Below are 14669 nucleotides of genomic sequence, written 5' to 3'. Positions count from 1 at the left end.
CACAACCGAAGCCCCATGGCAAAGCGCCGACAAGGCGGTGTAAGTTCCGCCATGAACGGGAACGGGCGAGCAAACGTGCACGCGCAGGATGCCGGACCAACCACCGGAACGGGGAATCGGACGCAGGGCCGGGCCGCAGGAATCGGCGGTCCGTGGATCGGCGCGCTGGCCCTGGCCGCGCTGCTGACCGGGGCCGGGGTGGGCGGTTCCGCATGGCTGGCCCTGGCGGAAATGGACGCCCGCGCCCGCGGTCGGGCCGCCCGCAGCCTGGACGAGGCGTTCGATCTGATGCGCGTCGCGGAACTGGCCGCCGGTCTGTCCTCCAACGCGGCGGAACTGGAATCCGCCGGCACCGCCCAACGCCGGCTCGCCGCGCACAACGCCCTGCGCCAGCGGGCTCAGCAGCTTGGTGCGATGCTGGAAAGCCTGCCGCCGGACCAGCGCGCGGAGCTGCGGTTCGCCGCGATGACCATCCGCGCGGAGGCCGACGAGCTGGACACCACGGTGGAACGCCGTCTGGCCGTGGAGCACAGCCTTCAGGAGCTGACCGAACAGGTGACGGGCCGAAGCGAGGCGCTGGCGGCGGCGCTCGCCCTCCCCCACGCGCGGACGCCGGACGGCGACCTGCTGCGCCGGATCGACGGTTCGCGGCAGGCGGTGACCCTCCGGCTGCTCGCCGCCGGAACGGCGCCGGCCGACGCCACCACGGCGCAGGACGATTTCCGCAAGGCCGCCGCGGCGCTGTTCGACGCGCTGGACGCCCTGCCCATCGACCCCGCCAGCCCGCGCCGCGCCGACGCCGCGTGGCGGCTCGTGGCTCTGGGGATGGACCGGCGGAACATCTTCGACCTGCGGCGGGAACAGGGGGCGCTGGCCGCCAAGGCGGCGGGAATCGCCACGCTGCTGCGCGGCACCGCCACAAACCTCGCCCATCAGACCAGCCGCGGCGCGCTGGCGTTGCGCGACCGGCTGCACGCGGAGGGCGCCCCGGCCTTCCGCGGGGCCGGCGCGGAACTGGCCGCCGCCGCACCCGCCGGTGTCGGGCTGGTCACCGGTCTGGCGGTCTTCGCGGTCGGGCTCGGCGCCGTCCGGACCTACAGCCGGCTGGCGCATCGGCCCGGACCGGCCCCGACCGAGCCGGAAGCCGCCGAACCGGCCCAGTCCGGCGCACCGTCCGGAAGGCCGCCGCTGCGCATCCTCCTGGCGGAGGACGAACCGGTCAGCCAGATGACCGCCGCCGCCCTGCTGCGCCGCGCCGGGCATGACGTGACGGTGGTGGGCGACGGGCAGGCCGCCCTGGCGGCGGTGGAGCGGGACCGCTACGACCTCGTCCTGATGGACATGCAGATGCCGGTGATGGACGGGATCGAGGCGACCCGCCGCATCCGCGCCCTTCCCGATGGCGCCGGAACCGGCACGGCCGGGCCGCGCATCGTCGCGCTGACCGCCTCCGCCGTGCCCGGCGCGGCGGAGCGCTGCCGCGCGGCGGGGGCCGACGCCGTGCTGGAGAAGCCGCTGCACCTGTCCGCGCTCGCCGCCGTTCTGGACCGCCTGTCCGCCGGTTCCGACGCCGCACCCTCCAAGGAAGAAACCCCTTCCCCGCCGGACCGGGACCCCGGCCTGCCGGTGTTCGACGAGGACGCGATCCGCCAGATGCGCGAGCATCTTCCGGCGGAGCGGGTGGCGACCCTGGTGGCCAACACCCTCGTCACGCTGCGCGGCTACCACGCCGCTCTGGAGCAGGCCTGGAACGCCGGGGACCGGGCCACCGTCGGGGCGATGGCCCACAAGATCGCCGGGGTGGCCGGCATTTACGGCTGCGCGGCGCTGCGCGGCGCCGCGCGGTCTCTGGAACACGCCCTGGAAACCGGCGAGGGCGATCCCGACGCCCTGCTCCACGCGCTGGACGCCGCCTTCCCCCCGGCGCTTGCGGCGCTGGACCGGTGGAGCGACGGTTAGCGCACGGCCACCGGCTGACTTGGCCCCCTGCCCGTGGGAATGTCCGTCCGGCCCGCGCCCAGATCCTTCTGCATCATGACCACGTCCAGCCAGCGCCCGAACTTCAGCCCCACGGCCTCCACCACGCCGCAGGTGCGGAAGCCGAGCGCGCTGTGCAGCCCGATGGAGCCGGCGTTCTCCGTCCCGCCGACCAGCGCCACCATCTGGCGGTAGCCCTGGGCCGTGCAGCGGTCGATCAGCGCCTGCAGCAGCAGGCGCCCGAGGCCCTGTCCGCGCGCCTCCTCCGCGATGTAGACGGAGTCCTGGATGGTGAAGCGGTAGGCGGAGCGGACATGGTAGGCGCTGCCATAGGCGTAGCCCAGGACCACGCCGTCGCGCTCCGCCACCAGCCAGGGCAGGCCGGCGCCGGTGATGGCACGGAAGCGCGCCTCCAGCTCCGCCGCGTCGGGCGGCTCCTCCTCGAAGGTGCCGACGCCGTGCAGGACATGGTGCTCGTAGATCCGCTGGAAGGCGGGAATGTCCTCGACGCGGGCGTCGCGGATGGTCGGTGCGCTGGTCATGGCCGGGTGAATCCGATGGATGAAGGAACGAATGGTCAGGGCCGCCATCCTGCCGCACGCATTTTGCTGTCGCAACCGTGCCACCCAGCCGATATGTACAGAACTGGAACACGCTGTTCGCATCAGGGCTTTTAGGGCAAGGGGTTGGAAGCGATGAAGATCAATGGCCGGACGGTGCTCGTCTGCGATTGCGCCCACAGCATGGCGCTCGACGGCAAGGCGTTGGCCAGGGCCTGCGGGGCCGCGGCGGGGGCGGAGGGCGACCTGACCGTCGCCACCCAGCTCTGCCGCACCCAGCTCGACCGGTTCGAGGCGCGCGTGGCAGAGGGCGCCCCGCTGCTGGTCGCCTGCACCCAGGAAGCCCCGCTGTTCGCGGAGATCGCCGCCCAGGACAACCCGGACGCCCAGGATCGGGACATGGCCCTCGCCTTCACCAACATCCGGGAGCGCGCCGGCTGGTCGGACGAGGGCGCGTTGGCGGGGCCGAAGATCGCCGCCCTGCTGGCCGAGGCGGCCATGGACATCCCGCCGACCGGAACCATCACCCTGACCTCCGAAGGCACCTGCCTCGTCTACGGCACGGACGAGCGCGCCATCGAGGTGGCCCGGCAATTGTCCGGAACCCTGGACGTGACCGTGCTGCTGAAGTCTCCCAGGGACGTCGCCCCGCCGCGCGTCATGGACGTGCCGGTCTTCAAGGGCACCATCCGCGCCGCCAAGGGCTGGCTCGGCAATTTCGAGATCGTGGTGGACGACTACGCCCCGGCCATTCCGGCGTCCCGCGCCGTGCTGGCCTTCGAGCCGCCGCGCCACGGCGCCGCCTCCCGCTGCGACGTCATCGTGGACCTGACCGGCGGCGCGCCGCTGTTCCCCGCGCATGGCAAGCGCGACGGCTACCTGCGCCCCGACCCGGACAGCCCCGCCGCCGTCGCCAAGGCGGTGTTCGAGGCCGCCGACCTGATCGGCGAGTTCGAGAAGCCGCGCTACATCGAATTCAAGGCCGACCTCTGCGCCCATTCGCGCAGCCGCAAGACCGGCTGCACCCGCTGCCTGGAGGTCTGCCCGACCGGCGCCATCACGCCCAACGGCGACCATGTGGCGATCGACCCGCACATCTGCGCCGGCTGCGGTTCCTGCGCGTCGGTCTGCCCGACCGGGGCCAGCACCTACGCCCTGCCGCCGCTCCAGACGGTCTACGAGCGGCTGCGCACGCTGCTCTCCTCCTACGCCAAGGCGGGCGGGACGGAGCCGGTCCTGCTGGTCCACGACCCGCGGCACGGCGACGAGATGATTTCGCTGATCGCCCGCCACGGGCGCGGCCTGCCGGCCCGCGTCCTGCCCTTCGCGGTGAACGAGGTGACCCAGCTCGGCTTCGACGTCTTCGCGGCGGCGCTGGCCTATGGCGCGGCGCGGGTGCGCGTGCTGGTCGGGCCGGGCAACGCGGGCGAGACGGCGGGGCTGGCCAGCCAGCTCGGTCTCGCCGAGACGGCCATGGCCGGGCTCGGCTACGGCTCGGGCCGGGTGTCGATCATCGACGCGCAGGACCCCGACGCGGTGGCGGCGGAGCTGTGGAGCCTGCCGCGCGGGGACGCCCCCGCCCCCGGCGCCTTCCTGCCGATGGGCGGCAAGCGCACCGTGACCATGCTGGCCCTGCGCCACCTGCACAAGGTCGCGCCGGAGCCGGTGGAGGTCCTGCCCCTGCCGCCGGGCGCGCCGTTCGGACGGGTGCAGGTGGCGGTGGAGGGGTGCACGCTCTGCCTGTCCTGCGTCGGCGCCTGCCCGACCGGGGCGCTGCTCGACAACGCCGACAAGCCGATGCTGTCCTTCTCGCAGGATGCCTGCGTGCAGTGCGGCCTGTGCAAGACCACCTGTCCGGAGAAGGTCATCGCTCTGGTCCCGGAGATCGACTTCCGCGACGGCGCCCGCGGCGCCAAGGTGCTGAAGGAGGAGGAGCCCTTCTGTTGCGTCAAGTGCGGCAAGCCCTTCGCCACCAAGTCCTCCATCGACAAGATCGTGTCGGTTCTGGCCGGGCGGCACGCCATGTTCGCCACGCCGGAGGCCGCCGACCGCATGCGCATGTGCGGCGACTGCCGTGTCGTGGACCAGTTCGAACGGGGCGACTCGCCCTTCGCGCTGGGCGCCCCACGCGCGCCGCGCACGACGGAGGACTACCTGCGCGAGCGGGAGGAGGCCCAAAGCGACCGGAATGGAAAGGACGGCGGCAGCGTCCACTGACCGTCCGCACCTTCGGCCCGCCGGGACTTGACCCCCGTCAAGTCCCGGCTTCGCGCTCCGTGTTCTCCTGCGCCTGAAATTCCAGGTGGCGAAAAATCCGCAACTCGGACCTATATATCAGGACCGGGCCGGAGTCATGATCGCCGCCCGGACTGCACGATACGGACCCCCTTGGGGAGAAGCCCGCCGATGACGACCGTTCCGCCGACCGCTCCCGCCCCGCTCGTCGACCCCTTCGGGCGGACCGTAAGCTATCTGCGCGTGTCCGTCACCGACCGCTGCGACCTTCGCTGCGTCTACTGCATGGCGGAGGACATGAGCTTCCTGCCCAAGGCGGAGGTTCTGACGCTGGAGGAGATCGACCGCGTCTGCTCCGCCTTCGTGAAGCTGGGCACCCGCAAGCTGCGCCTGACCGGCGGCGAGCCGCTGGTCCGCAAGGGCATCCACGAGCTGATCCACAGCCTGGGCCGCCATGTGAAGGCCGGCGACCTGGACGAGCTGACGCTGACCACCAACGGCACGATGCTGTTCAAGTACGCCGGCGATCTGGTGGAGGCCGGGGTGCGGCGGATCAACGTGTCGCTGGACACGCTCGACCCCCACAAGTTCCAGGCGATCACCCGCTGGGGCCGGCTGGACAAGGTTCTGGGCGGGCTCCAGGCGGCGAAGGAGGCGGGCCTCCAGGTCAAGATCAACACGGTCGCGCTGAAGGGCGTGAACGACGACGAGTTCCACCGGCTGGTCGGCTGGTGCGGGGAGCAGGGCTTCGACCTGACCTTCATCGAGGTCATGCCGATGGGCGAGATCGGCGACGAGGCGCGGCTCGACCAGTATCTGCCGCTCAGCCTCGTGCGGGCGGAGCTGGCCAAGCGCTGGACGCTGGACGAGATCGACTACCGCACCGGCGGCCCGGCCCGCTATGTGCGGGTGGCGGAGACCGGCGGGCGCATCGGCTTCATCACGCCGCTGACCCACAATTTCTGCGAAAGCTGCAACCGCGTGCGGCTGACCTGCACCGGCACCCTCTACATGTGCCTGGGTCAGGAGGACGCCGCCGACCTGCGCACCCCGCTGCGCCTCAGCGACGACGACGGGTTGCTGGTCCAGGCGGTGCGCGACGCCATCGCCCGCAAGCCCAAGGGCCACGACTTCATCATCGACCGCCGCCACCAGGGACCGGCGGTGCCCCGCCACATGAGCGTGACCGGCGGATGATCCGCCCTCAGCCGAGCGGCTGGCAACCCAACGGCTGGACGAGTCCCTTATACGCCGTTCCGGCCAGTCGGGCAGCCAGCCGCCGGTCCGCCGTCGTCAACGGCAGCGACCGCTGCTCCGCCAGCGCCACATAGAAGCAGTCGTAGACGGGATGACCGATCTCAAGCGCGATCTCGACGGCGCGGGGCGCTATCGTCGGGCTGGGCGCGAGGTCCGCGAAGAAGCCGCGCAGCCTACGCGAGATGTCCATCGCCTGATCGGGCCGTGCCTGACCCAGCCGGACCTTCTTCCAGGCGACGTTGCAGACTTCGGGCACGATCAGGTCCGGCGCGGCCAGGAAGGACGCGGACCGCAGGATGCCGAGCGCCTCCTCCCGCCCCGGTTCCGGAAAGAACCAGCGAACGGCGACGCTGGCGTCGACGATGCGGGCGCTCATCGGCTGCGGTCTTCGCGCAGCAGTTCCACGCTGTCGGTCTGCGGCCCGGGCGGGGTGCGGAGGCAGATGCCGTCGGCGATGGCGAGTTTTTCCTCCGGCGTGAGACGGGCCGCTTCCGACGCCATGTCCTGGAGTTCCTGCTCCAGCGAGCGGCCGCGGAAGCTGGCTTTCAGCCGCAACGCCTCGACAACGTCATCCTCCAGCCGCAGCGTGACGATCCGTCCCATGACCAGCCCTCCCCGCATATTCACCCAAACTAGGCGCGATTGCCGCCCTGCGCAATCTCTCCACCATACGACCGAAGCGGCCTTCTGCATCCGGGCGTCCTGCGCTATGGTCCCCTCGACATGACCGAAACCGCCGCCAAGTTGCCCGCCGATCCGACGCTGGACCCGCTGGCGCCCGATCCCACGGCCCGCAAGCCCGCCGACCTCCGCATCGCCTTTTGCGGGGCGAACACGGAAGAGGCGATGCGGGCGCGCACCCGGCTGGTCCACCGCTACGGCAACGTGCCGCTGGAGGATGCCGACGTCGTGGTGGCGCTGGGCGGCGACGGCTTTCTGCTGGAGACTCTGCACCGCGCGCTGAAGCGCGACGGGCAGAATCCGCCGCCGGTCTACGGCATGAACCGGGGGTCGGTCGGCTTCCTGCTGAACGTCTTCCGCGAGGATGGGCTGGCCGAGCGGTTGGCCAGCGCCCAGAGCGTCACGCTGCACCCCCTGCGCATGAAGGCCACCCGCTGCAACGGGGAACAGGTGGAGGCGCTGGGCATCAACGAGGTGTCGATGTTGCGCGAGACGCGGCAGGCGTCGAAGCTGCGCATCACCGTGGACGGTGTCGTCCGCCTGCCGGAGCTGATCTGCGACGGCGTGCTGGTCGCCACCCCCGCCGGAAGCACCGCCTACAACCTCTCGGCCCACGGCCCGATCATCCCCCTGGGCGCGGGGGTGCTGGCGCTGACGCCTATCAGCTCCTTCCGCCCGCGGCGCTGGCGCGGCGCGCTCCTGCCCCACACGGCCAAGATCACCGTGGACATCCTGGAAGAGGTCAAGCGCCCGGTCAGCGCCGTGGCCGATTCGACCGAGGTGCGCGAGGTCATCCGCGTGGACGTGGAGGAAGCGCGCGACGTCGCGCTGACCCTGCTGTTCGATCCGGAGCTGAACTTCGAAGAGCGGATTCTGAAGGAGCAGTTCTCGCCCTGATGGCCCGCCGACGGTCCGCCCCGGTCGTTCGCGCCTATTCGGCGGCGCGGCGCGCGGTGTTGAACTCCGCATGGGCGCAGATGCGGCGGATCAGGGTGGTCAGATCGGCCTGGAGCCGGGCGAAGCCCTCGTTCCGCTCCAGCGTTTCTTCGTTCATGTAGAGGCGGCGGTTGATTTCGAGCTGAAGGGAATGGCGCCCCCGCGCCGGGTCGGCGTAGCGCGACACCAGTTCCACCCCCTTGAAGGGATGGTTCCGGGCGACCTTGTAGCCGAGGCCGGTCAGCACCTCCTCCACCAGGGCGGTGAAGCCCGGCTCGCAGGTGGTGCCGTCGCGGTCGCCCAGAACGAAATCCATGTCCAGCTTTTGCGCCGCCCCCGGCCCGACCGCGGAGGGCATGGAATGGCAATCGACGTGCCAGACGGCGCCGAACCGGGCGGCCAGATCGTCGATGACGCCGGCGACCTGGAAATGATAGGGGCGGTAATAGCGGTCGATGCGCTCCATCACCTCGGCCACGGACAGCCGCCCGTCATAGAGCGGCATCCCCGGACGGCACAGCGTGCGGATCAGCCCCATGCCCGCCGCGCTCTTCTCCGTCGGGCGCAGCGGTTCGGGCCAGCGCCCGTCGAGGAGCGCCGGGTCGATGTCGTCGATGGCCCGGTTCGCGTCGATGCAGGTGCGCGGGAACAGCGCGCAGAGCAGCGTCGCGCCATGCTCCGGCGCGTGGGCGAACAGCTCCTCCACATGGGTGTCCTCGGCCTGCCGCAGCGTGGACAGCGGGCAGACGAAGGCGAAGTCGCGAGGGTAGACGGTGCCGCTGTGCGGTGAATCGAAGAACACCGGCAGGCGCGGGACGATCGGATCGTTGCGGACGAGCACGTCCTCGATCACGAAACTCATGGCTGACCCCGGTGTCCCAACTGCGCGGAAGGGGCCGCGGCACCTGCCCGGATGGCATAGCACGGCGCTGCGGCAATGGATTCGGGTATAGACGATGGCCGGGTGGCCGTCGACCAAAAACCGTCATACACCGGCAAGCCAAAGGACAGGGCGGGAACGGGAAATGGCGGGGCTGGCATACCGCCGGACTCTCCGCCATACTGACTGTTCGGCGATAGCGCCCGGCCCCGGTTAGACCCGCAAACGGCCAGACCTGCAAACGGCCAGCCCCGCAAACGCGAGATCCGCTTGACCGAATCCCTGCCACCGATCGAACTGACGCCGCCGGACATCGGCGCCTACCGCGACGGCAACACCGGCATCGACCACGTCACGACGCTGGAATCCGGACGGCCCGGCCCGCACGCCGTCATCGTGTCGCTGATCCATGGCAACGAGATCGGCGGGGCGGTGGCGATGGACCGGCTGTTCCGGATGGGGATCAAACCCAGCCGCGGACGGCTGACGCTGGTCTTCGCCAACACCGCCTCCTATCAAAGCTTCGACGCGGAGCGGCCCTACGCCTCGCGTTTCGTGGACGAGGACATGAACCGCGTCTGGTCGCCCGACGTGCTGGATGGCCCCCGCAACAGCGCGGAACTGCGCCGCGCCCGGCAACTCCGCCCGGTGTTCGACGCGGCGGACGTCATCCTGGACCTGCATTCCATGACGGCGGACACCCCGCCCCTGACTCTGTGCGGACGGACGGACCGCGCCCGCGCCCTGGCCCGGCGGCTCGGCTACCCGGCCTGGATCGTCTCGGACGAAGGGCACGCGGCGGGCCGGCGGGTGATCGACTACGCGGACTTCGCAAAACCGGACGGGGCCGAACCGGATGGGCGGCGCACGGCGATCCTGGTCGAATGCGGCCAGCACTGGCGCGCCGAAACGGCGCTGGTCGCGCTGGAAAGCTGCATGCGCTTCCTGCTGGCGCAAGAGATGGTCGATCCCTCGCTGGCCGACCGCCACATCCGCCCTCACCCCGACCCGCAACGCACCGTCGAGGTGACCGAGGCGGTGACGGCGGAGACCGACGATTTCTTCTTCGACCAGCCCTATGTGGGGATGGAGGTCATTCCCGCCGCCGGGACGGTGCTGGGCCGGGACGGCGCCCGCCGGATCGTGACGCCCTACGACGACTGCGTCCTCATCATGCCGGCGCGGCGCCCCAAATCCGGGCAGACCGCCGTCCGGCTGGGGCGGATCGTTTCTTGAACCGGCCACAGCGAACCGCATGACCATCGGATCGGGGCTTCGGCCCTTCGCGCTCGCCATCGTTCTGGGGACGGCCGGCGGGGCGCTCTTCAATCATGTCCATCTGCCGCTGGCCTGGATGATCGGAGCCATGAGCGTCACCACCGCCGCCGCGATGGGGGGCGTGGCGCTGCATGTTCCGAAGCCGCTGCGCGACGTCATGGTGATGATCCTCGGCATCATGCTGGGCAGCGGCTTCACACCGGACATCCTGGAGCGGCTCGGCGAATGGAGCCTGTCGCTGGGCGCCGTCACCCTCTATCTGGTGGTGGCCACGGCGCTGGGGGTGCGGTATCTGCGCCGCGTGGCCCGGCTGGACCCGCCGACCGCCTTCTTCACCGCCACGCCCGGCGGGCTGAACGAGATGGTGATGGTCGGCACGCAGATGGGCGGCGACAGCCGGACCATGGCGCTGTCCCACGCGCTGCGCGTGATGCTCGTGGTCCTCGTCATCCCCTTCGCCTTCCAGGCTCTGGGGCTTTACGATCCGGCCCGCCGCGGCACGCTCGGGCCGCCCCTGCTGTCGCTCGGCCCCCTGGACGTGGCGCTGTTGTCGGCCTGCGCCCTGGGGTATCCCGTGGCGAAGCTGCTGCGCATCCCGGCGGCGCAGATCGTCGGGCCGATGCTCCTGTCGGCGGCGATCCACCTCGCCGGGCTGACGGAGGGGAAGCCGCCGGGCGTGCTGGTCGCCGCGGCGCAGGTGGTGATCGGGGCGTCGCTGGGTTGCCGCTTCACCGGGCTGAAGGTCCGCCGGATCGGACGCGACGGCCTGACGGCGGTCGGGCTTACCGGGCTGATGCTGCTGGTGACCACGGCGGCGGCCTGGATGGTCGACGAGGCGACGGGGCTGGGCCTCGCCGCGCTGATCCTCGCCTTTGCGCCGGGCGGGCTGGCGGAGATGACGCTGGTGGCGCTGGCGCTGAACATCGACGTGGCGCTGGTCGCCACCCATCACATCCTGCGGATCGTCCTGATCGTGACCCTGGCGCCGGCCTTCTACCTGCTGTGGCGCAAGTGGCGGACCCGCCTTGGGAAATCCTGACGAAGCGGCCAATTCGCCGCACACGCATGCGTGGAGTTTCCATTGCCCCGATCCCGCGCGCCGTGCGAGGTGGAGGCGCGGACGGGTGGTGAATAGCCACCACCCCGCCGCTCAACAAGGAGGCTTGGAGGATGAAGGAAATCCTCAGTCTCCTGATCCTGCTGCTTCAGATCGTCAAGGCTGTCCTTGATCTTCTGAACCGGCAGTGATCGGGCCGGGAGGCGGGGGATTACGGCCCCTGCCTCCCAAGCCTGATGATGGGGCCGCGCGCGCCGGATTGCAAGTCATCCGATCATTTCACCCGATCACTTCGCGGGGGGCTTCCCCTTCTCCCACTGGGGGTTCGTGTCGATCAGCGGCACGCTGGAGATGGACATCTTCGCCGAGGCGTCCTTCACCTGCCGGCTGTAGACCACATAGATCAGCGTGTCGTTCACCCGGTCGTAGATGCGGCGGATGGCGATGGACTTGAAGATCAGGCTCTTGCGCTCGGAGAAGACCTCCTCGCCCTTCTGCGACAGCTCAATGTCGCCGATCACCAGCGGCCCGGTGCGTCGGCAGGAGATGGAGGCGTTGGACGGGTCCTCGAACCAGTTCCCCTTGGTCAGCCGGTCGAGCACGCTGCGGTCGAAATCCACCAGGTGGCAGGTGACGCCCTTCACCTTCGGGTCCTCGACCGCCTGGACCTGAAGCCCGTTGCCGGTCCAGTCGTTGGAGAAGCGCCCGACGACGAGGTCCTCGGCCGAAGCCGCGGTGGACGCGACCATCGGTGGCAGCACGGAAAGCGCCAGGACCATCAGGCCGCGGCGGATGTTTATCGAAGGGAACGGGCTGCGCATCTCGTGGAACTCCGGTCGTCGCGAAGCGGGGGCCGCGGCGGGCGCGGTCCTGCGATACCCCTAAATCGGGCGGGTTTCCGGCGCCGTCAAGCGCTACGCCCGGCCCATACCTCCGGAGTGCCTGCCCCCGATGAGCGACCGCACGATCGATCCGCCCCTGTCCACCCCGCCGGAACCGGTGACCGAACCCCTACCCCCGGCCCGGACCCCCCGCGACCCGGCTCGGGTGGCGGTGGTGGGGCTGTTCGTCATCGCCGTGCTCTTCACGCTGTATTTGGGTCGCGACGTGCTGCTGCCGATCATGTTGGCGCTGATCCTCAGCCTTCTGCTGCGGCCCTGCGTGCGCGGCCTCTACCGGCTCGGCCTGCCGGAGGCGCTGGGGGCGGCGGTGGTGGTGATCCTGGTGTTCTCCGCGGGCCTGGGCGCCCTGTACACGCTGGCGACCCCGGCCACCGAGTGGGTCAACCGGATGCCCCGCGTGGTGACCGAACTGGAATTCAAGCTGGGTGACATCCGCGAGGGGATCGATCGCGCCCGCGAGGCCTCCCGCCAGATCGAGCAGATGACCGCCGACCGCGACGGCTCCACGCGGGAGGTGGTGGTGCGCGGCCCGTCGCTGGCCGAGCAGGTCCTGCATCAGGTGGAGGCGGTGATCGCCAATGTCGTGATCATGCAGGTGCTGCTCTATTTCTTCCTGGCCCGCGGGCGGCAGAGCCTGGAGGCGCTGATCGGCACGATGCGCGACGTGGACGACCGCGTGCACTACGCCATGGTCGCCGCCACCGTTCAGCAGAACATCGCCGCCTATCTGGCGACCATCACGGTCATCAACATCGTCCTGGGAATCGCGACGGCGCTGGCGATGTGGCTGTGGGGGGTTCCCAACGCGGCGCTGTGGGGGACCCTGGCGGGGCTCATCAACTTCGTTCCCTTCATCGGGCCGGCGGTGATGACGGTGGTGCTGTTCCTGGTGTCGGCGCTCACCTTCGACGGGGGCGTTCACATCTTCGGGCCGCCACTGACCTTCGTGGCGCTGACCATGCTGGAGGGCAACTTCCTGACGCCGATGATCGTCGGGCGCCGGTTGGCGCTGAACCCCATCGCGGTGTTCGTGGCGATCCTGTTCTGGGGATGGATGTGGGGCATCCCCGGCGCGCTTCTGGCGGTGCCGATCCTGGCGATCCTGAAGATCCTGTTCGACGCGCACGAGCCGATGAAGCCCTTCGGCGCCCTGCTGGGCTGACGCTGCTCGGCTGAAGCTCTGGCCGCGGCGGCCGCGCCGTGGCATGGTCCGGGGGTGATCGACCGGGAGGTGAGGTGATGGTGGTCAGCGGCCTTACGCTTTTCGTCATCGCGCTGCTGATCTTCGCGCTGGCGCTGGTGCTGCTGGGCGTGCGGACCGTGCCGCAGGGCCAGGAATGGACGGTGGAGCGGTTCGGGCGCTACACCCGCACGCTGCAACCCGGCCTGCATCTGCTGCTGCCGCTGATCGACCGGATCGGACGCAGGCAGAGCATGATGGAGACGGTGCTCGACGTTCCCTCGCAGGAGGTCATCACCCGCGACAACGCCATGGTCACGGCGGACGGCGTGGTCTTCTTCCAGGTGATCGACGCGGCCAAGGCCTCCTACGAGGTCAACAACCTGCAATTGGCGATCCTGAACCTGACCATGACCAACACCCGCACGGTCATGGGCTCCATGGACCTGGACGAGCTGCTGTCCCAGCGCGACCAGATCAACGCGCGCCTGCTGGGCGTGGTGGACGAGGCGACCAGCCCCTGGGGCGTCAAGGTGACGCGCATCGAGATCCGCGACATCCAGCCGCCGCGCGACCTCGTGGACAGCATGGCCCGCCAGATGAAGGCGGAGCGCGACCGCCGCGCCTCGATCCTGGAGGCGGAAGGCCAGCGCCAGGCGGCTATCCTGCGGGCGGAGGGCGCCAAGCAGGCCGCCATCCTCCAGGCCGAGGGCCGGCGCGAGGCCGCCTTCCGCGACGCCGAGGCGCGGGAGCGCTCCGCCCAGGCCGAGGCGGAGGCCACCCGGCTGGTCTCCGACGCCATCGCCGGGGGCAGCGCCCAGGCCATCAACTACTTCGTCGCCCAGCGCTATGTGGACGCGCTGACCGCGGTGGCCGCGGCGCCGAACCAGAAGGTGCTGTTCATGCCGCTGGAGGCCGCGAACGTGATCGGCGCCATCGGCGGCATCGCGGAGATCGCGCGCGAGGCCTTCCCGAACCGTCCGACGCCCTCCGCGGGCGCGCCGGTCACGAATACCCCGGCGCCTCCGCAAGCGCCGCGCGGCCCCTGGAACCGGGACGAGCCGCGCGGAAGTGATGCGCCCCCGTCGCCGGAGTCGTAAGGTAAGGCGCAACTCCGAAAGCGGATCGGCGATGATCGAATTCTGGCACTGGTGGGTTCTGGCCGTGCTGCTGGGGGCGCTGGAAACGGTGGCGCCGGGCGCGGCGTTCCTGTGGCTGGGCGGGGCCGCGGCGCTGGTCGGGCTGGTGCTGCTGGTCTGGCCGTCCCTGCCGTGGGAACATCAGGGGCTGCTGTTCGCCCTGCTCGCCATCGCGGCGGTCGCCGGCACCCGCCTCCTGTCGCGGGGATCAGCGCATACGACGCACACGCCGCATCTGAACCGCCGGACGGCGCAGTACATCGGGACGCTGCACACGCTGGACGGGCCCATCGTCAATGGCCGGGGCCGGGCGCAGATCGGCGACGGGATTTGGACCGTCGAGGGCCCCGACCTTCCCGCCGGGACCCGCATCCGCATCGTCGGCGCCGAGGGCACCCTGCTGAAGGTGGAGAAGGCCTAGCCGCCAGCCGAACCGGCGGGCCGGGGCCTCGGCCAGATCGTGCCGGATCTGTTCGGCGTGGCGCCCAAGCCGCTGCGCCAGGGCGTTCATGGCGCCGTCGCCGGTGGCCGCCGCGCGCTCCGCCGCCTGACGGCTGAAGGCTTCCAGCTCCCGCGCCATGGCGCTG

Annotated in this window: 14 protein-coding genes; 9 read left to right on the top strand and 5 right to left on the bottom strand. The window is 70.6% G+C overall.

Annotated elements, in window-relative coordinates; all coding sequences use genetic code 11:
• Window positions 1-75: 75 nt before the first annotated feature.
• Window positions 76-1959 carry a response regulator gene (locus DS843_RS14195; RefSeq protein ID WP_149469536.1) on the top strand — a complete coding sequence of 628 codons (1884 nt, stop codon included), beginning with the start codon at window positions 76-78 and terminating at the stop codon, window positions 1957-1959.
• Here DS843_RS14195 and DS843_RS14190 read toward each other — a convergent pair.
• Window positions 1956-2519, bottom strand: coding sequence for a GNAT family N-acetyltransferase (locus DS843_RS14190; protein ID WP_149469535.1), 564 nt, complete (start codon window positions 2517-2519; stop codon window positions 1956-1958). The genes DS843_RS14195 and DS843_RS14190 overlap by 4 nt on opposite strands.
• A 153-nt stretch (window positions 2520-2672) precedes the next feature.
• On the opposite strand from DS843_RS14190, the gene DS843_RS14185 reads away from it, so the two are divergent.
• Together DS843_RS14185 and moaA are read left to right on the top strand one after the other, a co-directional pair.
• A complete protein-coding gene (locus DS843_RS14185) occupies window positions 2673-4754 on the top strand; it encodes a 4Fe-4S binding protein (protein ID WP_149469534.1) in 2082 nt (693 codons plus the stop codon).
• A gap of 189 nt (window positions 4755-4943) precedes the next feature.
• Window positions 4944-5969, top strand: coding sequence for a GTP 3',8-cyclase MoaA (gene moaA / locus DS843_RS14180; protein WP_149469533.1), 1026 nt, complete (start codon window positions 4944-4946; stop codon window positions 5967-5969).
• Between the two features lie 7 nt (window positions 5970-5976).
• Here the strand turns inward: moaA and DS843_RS14175 are convergent, their stop codons facing one another.
• Both DS843_RS14175 and DS843_RS14170 read right to left on the bottom strand, forming a co-directional pair.
• Entirely contained in the window at window positions 5977-6405 is a 429-nt protein-coding gene (locus DS843_RS14175) for a type II toxin-antitoxin system VapC family toxin (RefSeq protein WP_149469532.1), read from the bottom strand.
• Window positions 6402-6632, bottom strand: a complete 231-nt coding sequence (locus tag DS843_RS14170) for a hypothetical protein (RefSeq protein WP_149469531.1) — start codon at window positions 6630-6632, stop codon at window positions 6402-6404. The genes DS843_RS14175 and DS843_RS14170 overlap by 4 nt, the downstream gene beginning before the upstream one ends.
• A 120-nt stretch (window positions 6633-6752) precedes the next feature.
• On the opposite strand from DS843_RS14170, the gene DS843_RS14165 reads away from it, so the two are divergent.
• Complete coding sequence (locus DS843_RS14165; protein WP_149469530.1) at window positions 6753-7607, top strand: NAD kinase; 855 nt, start codon at window positions 6753-6755, stop codon at window positions 7605-7607.
• Window positions 7608-7641: 34 nt separating this feature from the next.
• Here the strand turns inward: DS843_RS14165 and DS843_RS14160 are convergent, their stop codons facing one another.
• A complete protein-coding gene (locus DS843_RS14160) occupies window positions 7642-8508 on the bottom strand; it encodes an N-formylglutamate amidohydrolase (protein ID WP_149469529.1) in 867 nt (288 codons plus the stop codon).
• A gap of 288 nt (window positions 8509-8796) precedes the next feature.
• Here DS843_RS14160 and DS843_RS14155 point away from each other — a divergent pair, with 288 nt between their 5' ends.
• Together DS843_RS14155 and DS843_RS14150 are read left to right on the top strand one after the other, a co-directional pair.
• Window positions 8797-9762 (top strand): M14 family metallopeptidase, encoded by a 966-nt coding sequence (locus tag DS843_RS14155; RefSeq protein WP_149469528.1) that lies wholly within the window; start codon window positions 8797-8799, stop codon window positions 9760-9762.
• A 19-nt stretch (window positions 9763-9781) separates the two neighbouring features.
• Window positions 9782-10843: an AbrB family transcriptional regulator gene (locus DS843_RS14150; protein ID WP_149469527.1), complete on the top strand. Its 1062-nt coding sequence runs from the start codon at window positions 9782-9784 to the stop codon at window positions 10841-10843.
• Between the two features lie 305 nt (window positions 10844-11148).
• Here the strand turns inward: DS843_RS14150 and DS843_RS14145 are convergent, their stop codons facing one another.
• Window positions 11149-11682, bottom strand: coding sequence for a CreA family protein (locus DS843_RS14145; protein WP_149469526.1), 534 nt, complete (start codon window positions 11680-11682; stop codon window positions 11149-11151).
• Window positions 11683-11812: 130 nt separating this feature from the next.
• Between DS843_RS14145 and DS843_RS14140 the strand changes: the two genes are divergently transcribed.
• The 3 genes from DS843_RS14140 (at window position 11813) to DS843_RS14130 (ending at window position 14503) form a co-directional block, all read left to right on the top strand.
• Complete coding sequence (locus DS843_RS14140) at window positions 11813-12925, top strand: AI-2E family transporter (protein WP_149469525.1); 1113 nt, start codon at window positions 11813-11815, stop codon at window positions 12923-12925.
• Between the two features lie 77 nt (window positions 12926-13002).
• Window positions 13003-14043: an SPFH domain-containing protein gene (locus DS843_RS14135; protein WP_149469524.1), complete on the top strand. Its 1041-nt coding sequence runs from the start codon at window positions 13003-13005 to the stop codon at window positions 14041-14043.
• Between the two features lie 31 nt (window positions 14044-14074).
• On the top strand, window positions 14075-14503 hold the full coding sequence (locus tag DS843_RS14130; RefSeq protein ID WP_149469523.1) for an NfeD family protein: 429 nt from the start codon (window positions 14075-14077) through the stop codon (window positions 14501-14503).
• The last annotated feature ends 166 nt before the right edge of the window (window positions 14504-14669 follow it).

It is taken from the genome of Roseomonas genomospecies 6 (assembly GCF_008365375.1).
Classification (GTDB): domain Bacteria; phylum Pseudomonadota; class Alphaproteobacteria; order Azospirillales; family Azospirillaceae; genus Azospirillum.
The sequence above is the reverse complement of the archived record's forward strand: the minus strand, read 5'-3'. Positions and strand labels throughout refer to the sequence as shown.